Below are 16,750 nucleotides of genomic sequence, written 5' to 3'. Positions count from 1 at the left end.
ATTAAATGTCGTATTTGGCGTTGGGTGGACGTTTAGTTCATAGCCAGACGCAAATGTTCTTTCTTACTATTGAGCTGGATTGAAGCAATAGACGTTGTTTATAGCTGTGTTGGGCGAACGCGGATCGTGGCCGGCATTAACGTGTAGGTATTCAGATGCTGATGATAGGTCAGGCGATTTCTCTCTCCCGAGGCCGGCTGCAGTCATTGTTAAGGCAAATACTGCTTATTGGTACAGATAATCTGAATGCAACAGAGACCCACTCAACCCGTATAACCAATCTCCTGGCTTTGCTGGCCATTCCGCTCACTGTCTTGAACGGCCTGTTTCAAACCATCGAATTTCCTATTGATATTGGCTTTAATGTTGAATACCTGGGATTGGTGTGTCTCGGATACGTTTGCACGCTGTTATGGAATTACCACCATCTGCAAAAGTTTGCCAAAGTATGGATATGCGTGGTTTTCTGGTTTGATATCTGCTTTTCATCAACTTATCTATTCGGCCCAGAATCCGGTGTTATATGGCACCTGCTTATTGTTTTTCCCATCGCCTTTTTGCTGTGGCCAACGCATCAGCAGTTACATCGCTATGTTATCTTGCTTGTCACCACGGGGTTGTTCCATCTAGTGATAAAGTGGGACGGTGTGCCATTGATCGTTCTTGACGAAGCCCAGCAAAGATCAATGTTTTCCTCAGTTTTCCTGGACACCGCTGTACTACTTGGTTTCACGGCTTATTTGTTTGTGTCCGATACCATCAGTGTGCAACGTAAACTGGCTCATCTGGCAAGCCACGATGATCTGACGGGCATATTGAATCGAAGAGAGTTTGAGTATCTGGTCAATGTAAATATGGAAGCGCTGAGTCCAGGAGACTCATGTGCTTTGATACTGTTTGATATTGATGACTTTAAGAAAATCAATGACCGGTGGGGGCATTCTGTTGGAGATGATGCTATCCGGCATATGGTGACGCTGGTACAACCTTTGCTGCCCGAGCGAGCCATTTTCGGTCGTATGGGAGGCGATGAGTTTTGTGTGTTTTGCCCCGTGATCACGATTCGGAAAGTTGAACAACTGGCACGCTTGGTGCTGCACCAGATCGCCACTAACCCTTTGAATATTGAGGGACAGATAATACGGCTCTCTACCAGCATCGGAATCGCCTTTGAAGCGCAACGACAGGATATGAAACGGATCTATGTTTCAGCGGATAATGCAATGTATCGGGCGAAGAGAAACGGTAAGGGAGGTTACGAGGTAGAGCGATATTGACTGCCGCTATGTCGTCCTGGCAGCTTTCAATTTTGGCTGTCTATCGTTTCTTTTCAGTCGGTTTCCCCTTTCTACTCATTGTTCTCCCCTTTCAATATATCTGGATACTTCCTGAAGGCGGCGCGGAGCTGATGGTAGGTTAAGCCAAGTGCTTTCGCCGTACGACGCTGATTGAACTGGTTCTTTTGCAGTGTTTCGGAAATAAGTCGACGTTCAAATTCTGCAATCTTGCCGCGTAGATCGAGTGTTTCTGGTATCGATGACTCTTCTGCTTTCACTACAGGGCTCGCTGGAAGCCTAGTGTCAGTATCTCTCCAGGGTGTGATAAATGGATCCAGAATGATTTGCCCGATGGGCTCCTCCGGTTCGGGATTACGATAGACACTACGCTCCACCACATTCTTAAGTTCCCGGACGTTGCCGGGCCAATGATAGTCCATCAATTCTTTCTGAGCGTGGGCTGTGAATCCTGCAAACCAGTTGTGTCCAAGTTCCCGACACATTTTCTGTGCAAAATGATCGGCCAGTTCGGGGATGTCCTCCATACGATATCGAAGTGGAGGAATATTGATGACATCAAACGCCAGCCTATCCAGAAGATCGCTTCTGAATCTGTTGTCTCTCGCCAGACTGGGAAGGTCTTCATTGGTCGCGGCAATCACCCGGACATCTACTTGCAGGGTTTTGTTGCCCCCAAGTCTTTCGAAGCGGCCGTATTCGATGATACGGAGCAGCTTCTCCTGAATGGGAAGCGAGGCTGTCGCCAGCTCATCGAGAAACAGTGTGCCGCCGTCCGCTCGCTCAAACAGCCCGGCCCGGTTTTTGACCGCACCTGTATAGGCTCCTGCCTCATGTCCGAATAGTTCAGACTCCAGGAGGTTTTCATTCATGGCCGCACAATTCACCTGCAGGTAGGGCTGTTCCCACCGGCGGGACAGAAAATGCAAGCGCTCAGCTATCAGCTCCTTACCAGTGCCCCGCTCACCAATAACTAGAACGGGGCGGTTTAATGGAGCAACCTGAGACACCTGTTCCAGGACAAGATGGAGGATTTCCGAACTGCCTATTAAAGGCTGACGATGTGTTTCCATATGTGTCAATAATAGCTAAATAATCGTTTAAATAACCATATATTAGCCATAATGACAATTATATTTGTTAGTTGGAAGAACTGTTGAATGATCAAAGGACACTGATGACAGGCGATCGCGGGAGTTGGCATGGGAATCGCTCATACGGGGTAACGACTGTGCCGAATATTCTTAGATATCACTAAATCACGAGCAACGTAAGGAGACTGTCCATGGGTATTTTTTCTCGTTTTGGCGACATTATTAACGCTAATATCACAGCATTGCTGGACCGGGCAGAAGATCCCGCCAAAATGATTCGGATGATGATTCAGGAAATGGAAGAGACCCTGATCGAAGTACGAACAACCTCTGCGAGGGTGATCGCAGACCGTAAAGAGCTTGAGCGTCGAGTACAGTTTCTTCAGCAGGAGGCTGAAAAGTGGGAAGGCAAGGCGCGCCTGGCGTTGAGTAAAGAGAGGGAGGATCTGGCCCGTGCTGCCCTCGCAGAAAAAGACCTGATTGAGGAAAATCTGCAGATAGCCCGCCAGGAAATTACAAGCATCGAAGAGCAATTGGTGATTCTGGATGAAGAAATCGCGCAATTGCAGCAAAAGTTGGACGATGCCAAGTCGAAGCAGAAATCTCTGGTCGCACGTGAGCGGACTGTGCGTTCACGAATGGATATCCGTCGTAGCAGTAATCGGAGTAAGCTGGAAGAAGCGTTCAACAAATTTGAAACCTATGAGCGCAAAATGGACGACATGGAGGCTCAGGTTGAGTCAGAAGACCTGGGGCGCTCCAGGAATTTAATGGACGAGTTCGCTGAATTGGAGCGTGACGATAAGGTCAACGAAGCGCTGGCCAAGCTGAAGGAAAGCATGGCCGCTGAAAACAGGAGTGAAAAATAATGTCCCTGACGGCTTTCTTTTTTGTCCCGGCGGTAATCTTTCTGTCGGTCGTTGCGCCATTGTGGCTTCTTTTGCACTACTGGACTCAGGCGAAAGCCAGAAAAGGTCTGTCCAATGATGAGCAGGAGCTGCTGAATAATGCATTGCGTATCGCTGAGCGATTGGAAAAGCGGGTGGTCACACTGGAGACCATTTTGGATGCGGAACACGATGGCTGGCGTACCTTTGATAACCAGCAGGATAACCAGCAAGATGACCAAAGACCCAGGGAGCACTAGTCATGAGTAGAGCAACCAAAGAAAACGGGTATAACCGGGGTCTTTACCGGGACCCGGCCAAGGGGTGGATCGCCGGCGTCTGCGCCGGAGTGGCTGAGGCGTATGGTCAGCCGGTCTGGCTGGCGCGGATTCTGATGCTGACGATATTTATCTTCAGTGGGAGTCTGGGGTTATTGATTTATATCGCGGGTGTCTTCCTGCTGGAAAAAAGGCCGCGAGGATTGGAGCAGCCGCATTCCAGTCGTCCACTTTTCAACTATGGTGAAACTGCTTCTATAAGAGCCCGTCAGATAGCTGAGCGGTTAAAAGAAGTGGATCGCAAGGTGCAGGCTATCGAGCGCTATGTGACCTCAAATAGATTCAAGGTGAATGAGCAGTTCAAGGGATTGTAAGGAGCTGCAGTTCTATTCACCGGATCATTACAGGGTGGCCGAAGCTACCCTGTAATGGTTATCCAGCCGGGTAATCTCTCAGACTGTCCTGCTCAGGACTCTTCGAAAAAGAATTTATCCTTACCAAACGCCGGTTTTAAGTGGTTCAGCCAAGTGGCGGATTCATCATAGCTGGCGAAAAACGGTTTCTGCACCCAGTCGGGGTTGCGGCCCTGGATCATTCTTAATGCGATAACCTTTTCGCCATTGATTTCCGTAACACCCTGAATCTCTATTTTCCCCGGGTGTGAACTCATGGAAGGGCCGCGCGCGGTACGCGCAATGCCGGAAACCTGTTGCATAGCCTCCTGGTAAATTTTCCAGGCCTTGATCAGCGGAACTTCGAAGTAGTGGCGGGCACCGGTATCTCTCTCTACAAACATGTAGTAAGGGATGATTCCCAATTCCACCTGAGTCTGCCAGAGACGAGCCCAGACTCCGGCATCATCATTGATATGAGCCAGCAACGGACCCTGTGCCCGAATCTGTGCTCCAGTGCTGCGGACGCGCTTGATCGCTTCGCGGGCGATGGCCGGTTCCAGCTCACGCCAATGGTTGTAGTGGGCCATCAGAGCGAGGTGTTTGCCAGCAGCCTGGACCTCCTCAAACAGGCGCAGCAGGTCATCGGCGTCGTTATCTGTAACAAAGCGTTGGGGCCAGAATGTGAGGGCCTTGGAACCGATACGGATTGTACGAATGTGGTCGAACTCCGGAGACAGAAGCGGTTCCAGGTAGGCTCGCAGGTTTTTTGTCTTCATCACCAGAGGATCGCCGCCGGTAACCAGTACATCGGTAACTTCCGGATGAGCGCGGAGATAGCTTTGCAACTGGCCGGATTCCCGGGCTGCAATCTTCAGATCTTTGTCTCCCACAAACTGCGCCCAGCGGAAGCAGAATGTGCAATAGCTGTGGCAAACCTGCCCGGAGCTTGGGAAAAACAAAACGGTTTCCCGGTATTTATGCTGTACGCCCTGAACAATTTCGTTATCCAGTGTGGGGATGTTGTGCTCCATCTGTCCCGCAGGATGTGGGTTTAATGCACCGCGAACCTCGCGAATAACCTGGTTGAGGGTGTCTTTATCTTCCTCATTCATCGCCTTGGCTACCCGGTCAAACAGTTCCGGTGCCAGCATTTCTCTCTGGGGAAAAGTCAGTTGATAAATGGGGTCTTCGGGAATGTTGCTCCAATCAATCAATTCGTTGATGACGTATTCGTTCACCCGGAAAGGTAGCACATTGGCGACTACTTTCATGTCGAAGCGTTGTTGTTCCGTCAGTAAATTCAGTTGTGGAATCTGGTCTAATTGTTTTGCTGTGTAAACTTTAAATCGCTGTTCACCAAAGTTGGGTTGGGACTCCAAAGCATTAAAGTCTTCTCTGCTGGCGCTGGGGATCAGGTTTTCCTTGGCTATAGCGACAACGCTCTGACTGGGCATCTGTTACCTCACTAATAATATTTTCTTCAGGGCCGCATAGAGATAAGGATTGAATTCTCTGGGTTATCGCTACCTGATATCTTTTTGTTGATAGCGTTTAACGTATTCGAAAGCAGCTTCGCCGTCTGGCGACTCGAAGCCTGAAGCTGGGAATTGTCTTTTATAACGCCGCCTTCCAACGAAGGGGCGGGGAGGCGGATACTACATGATAAAAAGTTAGATGTCTAAGTAACGGAGTTAAATTGAGTGACTTAGATACCTTGTGTTACAAAGCAACTGCTTGTTTTTTGGTCATTCGGCTTCTAACCTTTTTAATGAGAATCAGGAATTATTCTTTCTACAGTCTGCCCTGCATTGTGTCTTTGGGAGCGCGGTGTACGTGCAATATGGGGCGAGGATCTCTGGTATACCGAAAGGGGATGAACGGAAGGAATCTTGTAGTTTTTAGCACCTAATGGAGTGGTGGCATATTTCGTAAGAGGAAAGCCACGATGACTCTAAAAAACAAGCTGATTCTTGTCTGCATTACGCTGGCTATTGTTCCGGTAATCATGGTCAGCGCGACTTTGGGTTATGAATCATATCAGAGCGGTCGACAGACTATTGAACAACAAGCCAGAGATCAGCTTATTTCAATTCGGGATATCAAAAAGCAGCAGATCGAAAGTTATTTTGACACCATCCGTAAACAAGTTTTAACGCTTTCCAATGATCGAATGATCATTGACGCCATGTCCCGTTTCAAAGAGGCCTTCACCAGCTATAAATCAACTCAGGGACTTCCGGGTATCAGCTCCATGAAGGAGCAGCTCAGGCAGTATTACACTGGGGATTTCCAACAGGAGTACGGCCGCCGCAACAATGGCAAATCTGTGGATGCCGGTCGTATTTTGGATCAGCTGGATGATGATTCCGTGGCGCTGCAATACCAGTTTATTCGGGCCAACCCAAACCCCTTGGGAAGCAAGGATTTATTGGATGCACCGGATGATAGCAGCACCTATGCGCAATTGCATCGTCAGTACCACCCTCATATCCGTGATTTTCTGGTGAAGTTTGAGTATTACGATATCTTCCTGGTGGATCCGGATAGCGGTGACATTGTCTACACCGTATTTAAAGAGTTGGATTTTACGACATCGTTGAAGAGCGGCCCTTATGCGAACAGTGGAATAGGTAAGGCCTTCCGTATGGCCAATGAGGAGGGGCGCAGTGAAAGTGTTGCGTTGACGGATTTTGAACCCTACTTCCCTTCCTATGAAGACCCGGCGGCGTTTATCGCTTCCCCGATATTTGAAAATGGGAAAAAGATCGGGATCTTGATATTCCAGATGCCCATAGACCGAATCAACGCCATCATGACTTATGATGGTCACTGGAAGGAGTCCGGTTTGGGAGACTCTGGAGAGACTTATCTGGTTGGAACGGATTTTAACATGCGCAGTATGAGCCGTTTTTTAATGGAAGATCAGGAAGGTTATTTTGCTTTACTGGCTTCGCTGCCGGCGATGGCAGGCGACGTTTTGGAGTCCATCAAAGCCAAAAATACGAGTATCGGTCTTCAACCGGTGAAATCCCGGGGAACCGAGGCCGCTATCGGAGGGAAAAGCGGATTCGATCACTTCCCGGACTATCGGGGGGTACAAGTGCTTTCCGCCTACGCACCTCTTTCAATTCCCGGTTTGCAGTGGGCTATCATGAGTGAAATTGATGAAGATGAAGCCTTTCTGCCTTCAGTGGAACTCCGTGGCCAGATACTATCCCTGGCTGTGGTTTGTGTTCTCATCGCCGTGGCCTTTGCCGGTGTCGTGGGCTGGTTCATCGCCCGTTCCCTGACTCAGCCTATTATTGCGTTTACCAATACGCTTACCCGCATCAATGAAACCTCTGATTTAACCGAACGGGTACCCGCATCCGGTAAAGATGAGATTGCTATGAGCGCAAGGGCAATCAATGGATTATTGGAGAAATTCCAGCAGACCATCCAGCATCTTGGTCAGACTAGCGAGCAGCTTAAACAGGCGTCTTCGACCATGGCAGAAGTGACCCATCAGGTGTTGGAGACCACCCAACAGCAGCAAGGCCAGAGCCAACAGGTGGCGGCGGCAGCTACAGAAATGACGGCCACAGCGCAGGATGTCGCCAAAAATGCGGAACAGGCTTCTGAAGCTACTACCCAAGCCAATGAGGCGGGGGCTGAGGGAAGCCGCATCGTTAGCAGGAGCATTGATAAGATCAACTCCCTGGCGAACAACATTGAAAATATGGAACAAGTGTTGAGTAAGGTGGCAACGGACAGTGATGCGATCGGCTCGGTGTTAAAAGTCATCAGTGATATTGCTGAACAGACCAACTTGCTGGCTTTGAATGCGGCAATAGAGGCTGCCCGAGCTGGAGAACAGGGGCGTGGTTTTGCCGTGGTGGCCGATGAAGTTCGGACGCTGGCAAAACGTACCCATGATTCCACTGAAGAGATTCGCTCCACAATAGAGCAGCTGCAAAGTGGTGTTAACCATGCGGTGTCTTCAATCAAGACCAGCGTGGAACAGGCGAATGACAATGTGGAAGATGCCAGCAGCATGGGACGCTCACTGGAAGAAATCACCCACCACCTTCAAAGTATTTCGGACATGAATAATCAGATTGCCGCGGCCGCAACAGAGCAATTGGCGGTATCGGAAGATATTTCCTCCAGTATCGTGTCGGTCAGTGATCTGGCGGGAACTTCAGCACAGGCAGCGGAAAGGACTTCCGGCGCAGGACAGGATGTTGAGAGGCTTGCTGTGGGTCTGAGTGACTATGTAGCCCAGTTTAAAGCCTGACAGTTCTGACCAACCTGAGATGAGAGGGGGATTCGCTCCCTCTCATTATTCCTATTCTTAACCTTATTCCCATTCTTCACCGGTCAGTACTTCGGTCAGGTAGACTTCCATAAACCTGGAATCGCTCACGACTCTGGTACTTGCCGGTATCCCTGAAAGCTGGTTGGAAGGTACCAGTTCGCTGGCCACAAGGATCGTTACACTATGATCGATCCAGGACTGAACTATCGCCCCGGCTTCCCGGGCCAGGTCTGTCAGGTAATCGATTTCGTTGTTATTGTTATCCTCGAATCCCGATAGGTTGACGGGACCAAGAAAAGCAACAACTTCCCCTTTGAGCGGCTGATGTTCGGATAGCATGATATGCCTCCTGGGTTGATTCCGCACAGTGAATCTGTTTGCCGATTCGCTTTCTTTTCCTTCTAGTCATTGTCTTTTCATTCTAAACATTGTGCGACGGACTGGAATGATCAAAATTTCCTATCAGATGGTGGTTTAAGTCCAAATATTGATGTTTTCTCCCAGCTGGCTGATTATGTGTGCTGATTGAACATCCCCCCGGGACTAATACCGATAACCAGGAGTTTTACCGTGTCTGAACCAACGACCCCGCCGTATCGTGGAAGCTGCCTCTGTGGTGAAATCCGTTATGAAGTGGATCAAATCGGTCCCAAGATGGGGCATTGTCACTGTTCTATGTGCCGGAAATTTCATGGCGCCGGGTTTACGACCTATGGAGAGGCTGATGCAGAGCATTTTCGTTGGGTGGCAGGCGAACATTTGTTGCAATCATATAAGGCTCATAATGGGACTGTGCGGCGTTTTTGTCGTCAGTGTGGTTCCAGTCTGACATTTGCATCATCAAATGACAGCGGGAAGGTCGTGGAATTTGCCCTCGGAACTCTCGACAGCGATATTCCCTGTCGTCCGGACGTGCATATCTTTGTCGGCAGCAAGGCGAACTGGAGTCGTATTGATGATGACTTGCCCCAGTATGAAGGTGATCGGCAAAGTCAGCGGATCAAGTAGTCTGACGAGTTCCGGCTATCTCCGGACTTGGAAAGATACGCATAGCGCCAGGGAAATGCACACAGGGTTAGAAAACCACACATAACATCAGGACTGAAAATGATTACACTTTATGGTTTTGGTAAAGGTATGGGGACGCTGGATCCCAGTCCTTTTGTACTTAAAACCCATACATACCTGCGTCTTGCAAAGCTTGAATACCAGGTTGTAAACCGGATTGGGAATTTGCAGAAAGCCCCAAAAGGGAAGTTGCCCTTTGCTGATATTGATGGAAAACGGATTGCCGATTCCAGTTTTATCATCGAGTACCTCACTGATCATTATCAGATCACTCTGGATGATTGGCTGACCGAAGAACAGAAAGCCTTGGCGTTCCTGGTAAGTAAGGCGTTAGAGGAACACTTCTATTGGTGCCTGGTTTGGATGCGATGGGTCGACCCGGCAGGCTGGGAACAAATCAGCCGGGTGTTTTTTGGAGGGCTGCCATTTCCGCTCAGAGCTCTGGTACCTCTGGTTGCCAGAAGTGGGGTTGTTAAAGCCTCCAAATCTCAGGGGATAGGTCGTCATAATCGAGATGAAATTTTGAAGATCGCCGAAAAGACATTGCGATACCTGTCGGTGTTTCTGGCTGACAAAGCCTACATGATGGGAGATAAACCCTGCTCATTGGACGCCACAGGCTATGGATTCCTGGCGCAGACGATTCTGACGGAGTTTGATAGTGATGTATGCGAGATGGCCAGACAACATGAGAACCTGGTGGCGTACTGCCGTCGCATGCAGGAAGAATTCTTTCCGGAATAGCGCATCGGTTTTATAAATGAATCATTGTATTTTTATCGATTTTCTCAATCGCCACTTGGTTGCCTGATGCGTTTTACAGCTTTTATGTTATATGGATTTCTAACACAACTTGGCCTCCGTCCCGACTATGCGCGATCAGGTAATACCGGGGTCAGTCGTGCTCTAAAGGATAAGCTTTTGATTGTCGGCCTATCGATATTGATGACTTCCTGCAGCAGTGTGTACAAGCCGCAAAATGAACCGTCATCTCCGCATCCGAAGGCGGGTTATCATCTGAATACCTACAGCCATCAGCATAATTTTGGTGATACTCTGCTGATCCTGTCATTTTCCGGTGGCGGCACCCGGGCAGCCGCTTTGAGTTACGGTGTCCTGCAGGAACTTCGCGAAACCTATCTACCATCCAAGATGACTCGTCGACGGCTGCTGGATGAGATCGATATGATTTCGTCAGTATCCGGTGGCAGCTTTACTGCCGCTTATTATGGTCTGTATGGCGAAGATATTTTTGAAACATACGAAAAGGCCTTTCTGAGGCAAAGCATTCAAAGCGCCCTGATACGTCAGTTGCTGACGCCGACCTACTGGTGGCGCTCATTGTTTACGGCATTTGATCGTACCGAAATGGCGATTGAGTACTACGATACCTTTATTTTTAATGGCGCGACTTTTGGGGATATTCCATTGGAGCGCAGGCCGTACATTCTCATTAATGCAACCGATCTGTCCGCCGGAAACCGCTTTTCTTTCACCCAGGATGTGTTTGATCTGTTTTGCTCTGACCTGGATAAACTGCCTATCGCCCGGGCAGTGACGGCGTCTTCTGCAGTTCCGGTGGCCTTTCCTCCTGTCGTAATGAAGAACTTTGCCGGTCAATGCGACCCCTCCCTATCCATGATTAACAGGCCTCCTTCTGGTGATGACCGGCTTCAGGATTTACGTCTGGAGGAACAGCGGCAGAGTTATCTGGGATATCTGAAGAAGGAACGTCGTCCCTACATTCACCTGGTGGATGGAGGCATCAGCGACAACTTGGGATTGCGAACTGTCAGGGAAAGCTTTGGCTATATTTCTCAGGATAAATCAGTCCGCCGGGAACTGAGTAAAGTGGAGCGGGTAGTGATCATTCTGGTGAATGCAGAAGTCAGGCCGTCTACTCCGATGGATCTGTCGTCCAACAAACCGGGTATCGCTGAAACGGTGGATGCGGTCAGTAATACGCAGATCCGTCACTACAACCTGGAGACTAAACTACTTCTCAGTAACTACGGCCAGAAGTTCATGGAAAAGGAAGGGAAGAAGTTCTACTTTATCGATGTCAATTTTGAGTCATTCAAGAATGACTCCTTCAAGCGGTTCTTCAATAATCTTCCCACCAGTCTGGAACTGAAAGACAGCGAGGTTGACTCTCTGATTGAAGGCGGCAGAACCCTGCTGCGTAATTCGCCTGAGTTTAAAGCGCTGCTTGAGGAACTGCATATCAAGCAAATGCCACGAAGTCTGCGGTTGGAAAGCACACTTTCGCCGTTTGAAGAAGGAGCAACGCCTGAAACGTTGGTCGATTGACCCGCTGGCGATCTATTTTTTCAGGATGTCCAGCGATGTCAGGAACGATTCAAAACCTTCTTCACCGCGCTCGTAATAAACGCGCTCCGTGCCGCGATAGAATACCTGATAGATGTAGTTCTCACCTGTCAGGACGAAGATCCTGCCCCGCATCCAGGGGCCATTGGCAACCTTGAAACGATATTTCAGGGTGAAGCCGGGAAGGCTGCCGTGCTCAACGGGTTCAAACGCCTCTCTTTCCAGGCGGGATACTTCGGGGTCGTTCTCAATGCTCTGCATATACAGCTCACCGAGTTCGCTGATCAGGGCCGTTTTTTCCAAAGCGCGATCAATATTCGGTAACTTTTTGCCATACTTGAAACGGGATATTGAGGCGGATTGCAACAGCTCGCCATCTCTGGTTAAAACAATCGCTCTGGGTCGAGGGTACAGATACCAGTTCTTGGGTACTTTGAAATCCACGTCAAGTCCATGGGTAATGGTCTCGTTGAGGACGGCTTCCTCCGCATGCGTATAAAGAGATGAAAATGCCAGCATGACCAGCACGATAATCGACGGTATCGCTCTCATTATTCGGTGTCCTTGTGTTCTTTGATTTCCCGTAAATAGGCTTCAATAAAAATGCGGTCTTTAGCCTCGGGAGACTGTTCCAGATAACGCGTCAGATGTTCGTAGGCGCTCTTCCACTCTTTGTTCTTATAGTTGAGGATGCCCAACTCACGCCTTACTTCCGGAAGATCCCCCAGTGTCAGCGCTTTGGTCAGCAGGTCCTGATACCGGTCATCTTCGCCCTTCAGCTGAGCAATCTTCGCCTCGTAATAGCGAAGCGTGGCGGTATCCCCTTCAATGTTTTTCAGTCTGGTCAGCAGGGAGTCAGCGCGATCTGATTTGCCCAGCTCAATATAAGTCACCAGTGTTTCCTTGGTGACATCATGAAAGAGTGTTGCGGGGGATGATTGAAGAGGATCCTTTTTCTGTGCTGGGGCTTTGGAATCGGACGACTCCAGCATACGAAAACTCTCCACCCTTTCTTTCATGCGCGGATGGGTGCTGAAGAAGTAAGGCGTGTCGTTTTCCCCGGTGCCTTGGGTGGCATTACTCAGTTTGGCGAATATTTCTGCCCCTTCGGCCAGGTTATAGCCGGCATAATCAAGTTGACCGACCGCATAATGATCCGCATCTCGTTCAAGATCTCTCGAATAGCCGCTGATGGAGCCGGCCATATGCAGGCCGCCGAATATATTGATCAGGGGGAGGGCGGAGAAGCCCGCATAGATATTGGCGGCGTTTTGACGTTGATCGGCTGCCCGGGTTGCATCGCGGTGAACCACATGGCCAATTTCATGTGCAAGAACGGCGGCCAGTTCCGCTTCTGTATCAACCAGACTCAAGAGCCCCGTATGGATGTAAATATGTCCGTTGGCTAATGCAAAAGCATTGTAGTCAGGATTTTCAATGATCTGAATATCCAGCTTGAGATCGCCCACCTGAAGTCCGCCTACCAGTCTTTCCGCCAGTTGATTCAGGTAGTTCTGGATTTCCGGGTTCTTATACAGATAGCGACTGTTTTCGATACGCTTGCTGAGCTTGTCTGCAGTTATCCGCAGGCGCATGTCATCTGTATCCGGCTTATAGCCTGGGTCCGTCATGGGCTTTACTGATGGGCTCGAACATGCCGTCAGCAGTGTGGACACCATGCCGGCCAATAATAAACGCTTAACTGATGCAGATCTCATTGAGGTGCCTTGGGAAAACTGTTCAGGACATTAGTCATAATATACTGATGGACGTTGTTATCCCGAAAATCGGTGCCCCCCATGGTTTGGCTGGAGTGCCAGAGTATAGCGCCGTTTTTGTTCACCAATGCCATGGTGATGGTGCCTTGGGGGTTGGCAAAATCGACCACGCCAAACACCAGTTTGACCACGGCGCTGGCGCTTTCAGATACTTTTCTGCTGGTACTGAGATAAGCATCGGCTCCAATGACAATGAGTACGGCATCTACATCGCGATGATCGAACAGAAATGAGAGATCACCAAGAGAGTAGTCAAAGTTATCTTTTCTTCCGGGCAAACTGATAGCACTGAATTGATCCATAACTCCTGCATTCAGAGTCGCTGCTACTCGTTTGTACAGATACATAATCTCATCAACCTGGCTTTCCTGACCGCTGAGGTCGATGGATTTCAGCTGATATGAGGACTGGCTGAAATAATCCGAGAGTAGCGCCTGAGTGGTTTCTTTTGCCTGAATCGCCCAGTCTTCGCGGGGCTCCACCAGATCACCGGGAAAAATTTCCATCATCTGGATGTCCAGGGGCAGTAGTCCGATATTGTGAATTTTCGACATTTCTTCCTGAATGTTCGGAACCTTCAAGAATTCTGAGAAGGCGGTTGTAGGAATGACCGATACTATGAAAAGAATGAACAGCCGGGCATTTAAGATTCCGCGTAAGCGCATGAAAGAGATCCTGGATTCCTTGGAGAGCATGTTATTTCTGATCACGGCCTAGTACCTGACAACAAAAGGAGAAATATAGGTAATAGGCAGTGAACCATTGATCACTTCCTTGCCTTCCAATTGTGGATACATATGTCTCAGTTCGGACACGTCGAATTCAAACCGTTCTTCTACTGCAATCTGGGCAGTTGTGATATTGCCCGAAGTTAACGTCTCCATAGTGAATGCACCAAGATAAGTGACTGTGCCTGGCGCAAACTCAACAGGGATGTAGTAATCGTTAAGGGCGTGGGTTGTGTAAGGTGAGGCAAAGACCGAAATGTCTGCCAGATAATACTCGCCTGGCACAATTTCCATCAGGAACAGGGAGTCATAGGGGGCTGGTGAGTCATCGGTATTCTTTTCTTTGTTGGTATTCCAGAAGACCGCATTAGAAGCGCCTGAATATTTCCAATCAAAGCTTAGTGTGTAGCTGTTATCTGTCGAATCCTGGAGTTCCAGGGAAGATCTGGTTTTCAGAACCAGGGCAGCGCTCGCTCTTCCTAATGAATCGGGAGCGGTTGTCAGGCTCCCTACAATCCATGCACGCTGATCCGTGAGCGGAGCCAGGCTGGCTGGCGATTGATTCTGTAGAACTCCCGGATTGGTGAGGCATCCTGAGAGTGAGGCGAGTAGAAAGAGAAGCACTGCAAATCGCATGACTATATCCGTTCGGGGCTCGAATGGCCCATCCATTTTTAGGCAGGCCCCAGTATAACGATATTTAATGTGATTTGTAGTCACGATAGCGGCATTCAATGCAAATATTGCCGCTATCGTATTGGTTTTCTGATCTATTTGCTGGTTTAGGAAGCTATCTATCGATTTAAGAGCCTATCTATTGTTAGAAATCTCTCTATAGATACAGGAATCTAGGCTTCTGCCAGTTGTGATGGCGACACCGGATTGCCCTTATCTACGAACATCTTCTTCATTAATGGCAGGCTGGCTCTCGTATCAACGGCCACAGTGGTGAGCAGACCGGCAATCATAGCGCCGACAACGCCACAACTCAGGATATCCTGGCCGGTCAGATACAATCCTTTAATGGCGGTTTTAGGGCGCAGCCAATCCTGATTGAAACGCTCGGGGGTGTGGTCCAGCCCGTAAATTTCACCGCGTGTATAACGGCAGAAGTAGTCGGTGGACAATGGTGTCGATAGTTCGAAGTAGTCTATTTTCCCTTTCAGCTGAGGTAGCTTTTCATAGACCTGGGCCAGTATACGCTCGCTCAGCTCATCCTTGAGTTGATCGTAATCTTCACCCCGTTTACCCCAGATTGTATCTTTCCATTGGGCGAATTGTTCATAGGTGGTCGGAGCAACTACTTCGATGGAGGAAGTGCCAGGGTAGCGGCTCTGATAGCTTGGATCCTTGGCAGAGGGAAACGAAATATAAACCACCGGGAAAGGATTATCCTGATCTTCAATAAAGCGCGCGACATTGCCGTCATGGTCCGGGGAGGGATAGATCCAGAAGTTGGTTTTTGGAAGCTTTAGTTCCTCAGCCGTGCTTTTCACCCCGATATACATGCCCAGGTGAGGCATGGAAGGCTGGATATGAGGACGTGTTTTAGGGTAGCCGGCCTTTTTGGCCATGGATTCCGGCATAAGCTTCTCAAACGTATTCAGCACCCCGGCATTACTGATGATGCGGGGAGCATAAAGGCAGTGATCATCCGCCATCCTGACGCCCACGGCAGTATCGCCGTCGAACAGAATCTCTTTGACATCGGCGTAGGTCAGCACATCCCCACCGGCACTCTGTATCACCGGAATAATGGTTTCTGCCATACGCGAGGCTCCGCCAATCGGATAGTAGCCTCCATGGATGTAATGTTTGGCGATCAGGGCGTGGATGAGAAAGCTGGACTCTTTTGGTGTCAGGCCACAGTCACCCCACTGTCCGGTCAACACGGCAATCAGTTTTTCGTTGCGGGTGATACCAGACAGGACTTCATAGGTGGTTTTGTTGATGTAGTCAGGTACCACGGGTTTGGTAGCTAGATTCAGCAGCTTGCGGACCGGCCAGGGCAATATTTTATTCAGGGTGAAAAACTGCATCGCCGAAGCGACTTTGCTCAGCATCTCCACGTAACGCCGAATAGCAGTTTCTTCTTCCGGGAAATAACTGACCATGCTGTTTATAAAGCCGTCTTTACCCTGACGGAGGTCAAACTGCTCATCGCCGATGTAGAAACGGTCGTAATTATCATCCATGGGGGCCCACTTGAGCTGGCCATCGGTGATGTAGTCGAAAAGTTTTCGTCCCAGCGTGTTGGGAGACCCCATGTCACCAATATAGTGAACACCTACATCCCACTCATATCCGTTGCGGGCATAACTGTGGGTGAAGCCACCGGCGGTGTAATGCTGCTCCAGAACCAGAACCTTTTTCCCTTGTTTGGCCATGCAGGCGGCTGTTGTCAGGCCACCGATACCGGAACCAATAACGATGGCATCATAGGTTCCTTCGACCCGGCTGGCGCGATAACGGGTACCGATTCTGATGGGGCTGGGTTTCAGCGATTTCTTCTTCGGGGAGCTATTTTTGTTTTCCGCTGTGCTCATGTGGATCTCCTGCATGTAGTGCCAAAAGTTTTTTCAGGATATATGCAAAAAATTGC

16 protein-coding genes are annotated in these 16,750 nt (G+C 49.3%); 8 read left to right on the top strand and 8 right to left on the bottom strand.

Annotated features, from left to right (window positions below; translation table 11 throughout):
- Positions 1-155: 155 nt before the first annotated feature.
- Positions 156-1,277: a GGDEF domain-containing protein gene (locus BTA51_RS05825; protein ID WP_094706471.1), complete on the top strand. Its 1,122-nt coding sequence runs from the start codon at positions 156-158 to the stop codon at positions 1,275-1,277.
- A gap of 71 nt (positions 1,278-1,348) precedes the next feature.
- Here BTA51_RS05825 and pspF read toward each other — a convergent pair whose 3' ends face one another.
- Positions 1,349-2,368 carry a phage shock protein operon transcriptional activator gene (pspF, locus tag BTA51_RS05820; protein WP_094706470.1) on the bottom strand — a complete coding sequence of 340 codons (1,020 nt, stop codon included), beginning with the start codon at positions 2,366-2,368 and terminating at the stop codon, positions 1,349-1,351.
- Positions 2,369-2,580: 212 nt separating this feature from the next.
- Between pspF and pspA the strand changes: the two genes are divergently transcribed.
- From pspA to pspC, 3 genes are read left to right on the top strand one after another with little or no spacing between them, the layout of a single operon-like run.
- A complete protein-coding gene (gene pspA, locus BTA51_RS05815) occupies positions 2,581-3,258 on the top strand; it encodes a phage shock protein PspA (RefSeq protein WP_094706469.1) in 678 nt (225 codons plus the stop codon).
- The gene (gene pspB, locus BTA51_RS05810) at positions 3,258-3,536 is read left to right on the top strand and encodes an envelope stress response membrane protein PspB (protein WP_094706468.1); all 279 of its coding nucleotides are present in this window, start codon (positions 3,258-3,260) and stop codon (positions 3,534-3,536) included. The genes pspA and pspB overlap by 1 nt, the downstream gene beginning before the upstream one ends.
- A 2-nt stretch (positions 3,537-3,538) precedes the next feature.
- The gene (gene pspC / locus BTA51_RS05805) at positions 3,539-3,928 is read left to right on the top strand and encodes an envelope stress response membrane protein PspC (RefSeq protein WP_094706467.1); all 390 of its coding nucleotides are present in this window, start codon (positions 3,539-3,541) and stop codon (positions 3,926-3,928) included.
- A gap of 92 nt (positions 3,929-4,020) precedes the next feature.
- Here the strand turns inward: pspC and BTA51_RS05800 are convergent, their stop codons facing one another.
- Complete coding sequence (locus tag BTA51_RS05800; RefSeq protein WP_094706466.1) at positions 4,021-5,403, bottom strand: KamA family radical SAM protein; 1,383 nt, start codon at positions 5,401-5,403, stop codon at positions 4,021-4,023.
- A gap of 491 nt (positions 5,404-5,894) precedes the next feature.
- Here BTA51_RS05800 and BTA51_RS05795 point away from each other — a divergent pair, with 491 nt between their 5' ends.
- Positions 5,895-8,225 (top strand): methyl-accepting chemotaxis protein, encoded by a 2,331-nt coding sequence (locus BTA51_RS05795; RefSeq protein ID WP_094706465.1) that lies wholly within the window; start codon positions 5,895-5,897, stop codon positions 8,223-8,225.
- Between the two features lie 63 nt (positions 8,226-8,288).
- Here the strand turns inward: BTA51_RS05795 and BTA51_RS05790 are convergent, their stop codons facing one another.
- On the bottom strand, positions 8,289-8,585 hold the full coding sequence (locus tag BTA51_RS05790; RefSeq protein ID WP_094706464.1) for a hypothetical protein: 297 nt from the start codon (positions 8,583-8,585) through the stop codon (positions 8,289-8,291).
- A gap of 231 nt (positions 8,586-8,816) precedes the next feature.
- On the opposite strand from BTA51_RS05790, the gene BTA51_RS05785 reads away from it, so the two are divergent.
- The 3 genes from BTA51_RS05785 (at position 8,817) to BTA51_RS05775 (ending at position 11,624) form a co-directional block, all read left to right on the top strand.
- A complete protein-coding gene (locus BTA51_RS05785; RefSeq protein ID WP_094706463.1) occupies positions 8,817-9,254 on the top strand; it encodes a GFA family protein in 438 nt (145 codons plus the stop codon).
- Between the two features lie 99 nt (positions 9,255-9,353).
- On the top strand, positions 9,354-10,058 hold the full coding sequence (locus tag BTA51_RS05780; protein WP_094706462.1) for a glutathione S-transferase family protein: 705 nt from the start codon (positions 9,354-9,356) through the stop codon (positions 10,056-10,058).
- Positions 10,059-10,235: 177 nt separating this feature from the next.
- Positions 10,236-11,624, top strand: coding sequence for a patatin-like phospholipase family protein (locus tag BTA51_RS05775; protein ID WP_246840933.1), 1,389 nt, complete (start codon positions 10,236-10,238; stop codon positions 11,622-11,624).
- A 12-nt stretch (positions 11,625-11,636) separates the two neighbouring features.
- Here the strand turns inward: BTA51_RS05775 and BTA51_RS05770 are convergent, their stop codons facing one another.
- From BTA51_RS05770 to BTA51_RS05750, 5 genes are all read right to left on the bottom strand, one after another.
- On the bottom strand, positions 11,637-12,194 hold the full coding sequence (locus BTA51_RS05770; RefSeq protein ID WP_094706461.1) for a hypothetical protein: 558 nt from the start codon (positions 12,192-12,194) through the stop codon (positions 11,637-11,639).
- Positions 12,194-13,360, bottom strand: a complete 1,167-nt coding sequence (locus BTA51_RS05765) for a M48 family metalloprotease (protein ID WP_094706460.1) — start codon at positions 13,358-13,360, stop codon at positions 12,194-12,196. The genes BTA51_RS05770 and BTA51_RS05765 overlap by 1 nt, the downstream gene beginning before the upstream one ends.
- On the bottom strand, positions 13,357-13,974 hold the full coding sequence (locus tag BTA51_RS05760) for a hypothetical protein (protein WP_141215548.1): 618 nt from the start codon (positions 13,972-13,974) through the stop codon (positions 13,357-13,359). The genes BTA51_RS05765 and BTA51_RS05760 overlap by 4 nt, the downstream gene beginning before the upstream one ends.
- 159 nt (positions 13,975-14,133) lie before the next feature.
- On the bottom strand, positions 14,134-14,784 hold the full coding sequence (locus BTA51_RS05755) for a hypothetical protein (protein WP_094706458.1): 651 nt from the start codon (positions 14,782-14,784) through the stop codon (positions 14,134-14,136).
- Between the two features lie 212 nt (positions 14,785-14,996).
- Positions 14,997-16,694: an NAD(P)/FAD-dependent oxidoreductase gene (locus BTA51_RS05750; protein WP_094706457.1), complete on the bottom strand. Its 1,698-nt coding sequence runs from the start codon at positions 16,692-16,694 to the stop codon at positions 14,997-14,999.
- Positions 16,695-16,750 lie beyond the last annotated feature (56 nt).

The organism is Hahella sp. CCB-MM4 (assembly GCF_002260525.1).
Lineage (GTDB): Bacteria > Pseudomonadota > Gammaproteobacteria > Pseudomonadales > Oleiphilaceae > Hahella.
This window is presented reverse-complemented; position numbering and strand designations above follow the sequence as displayed.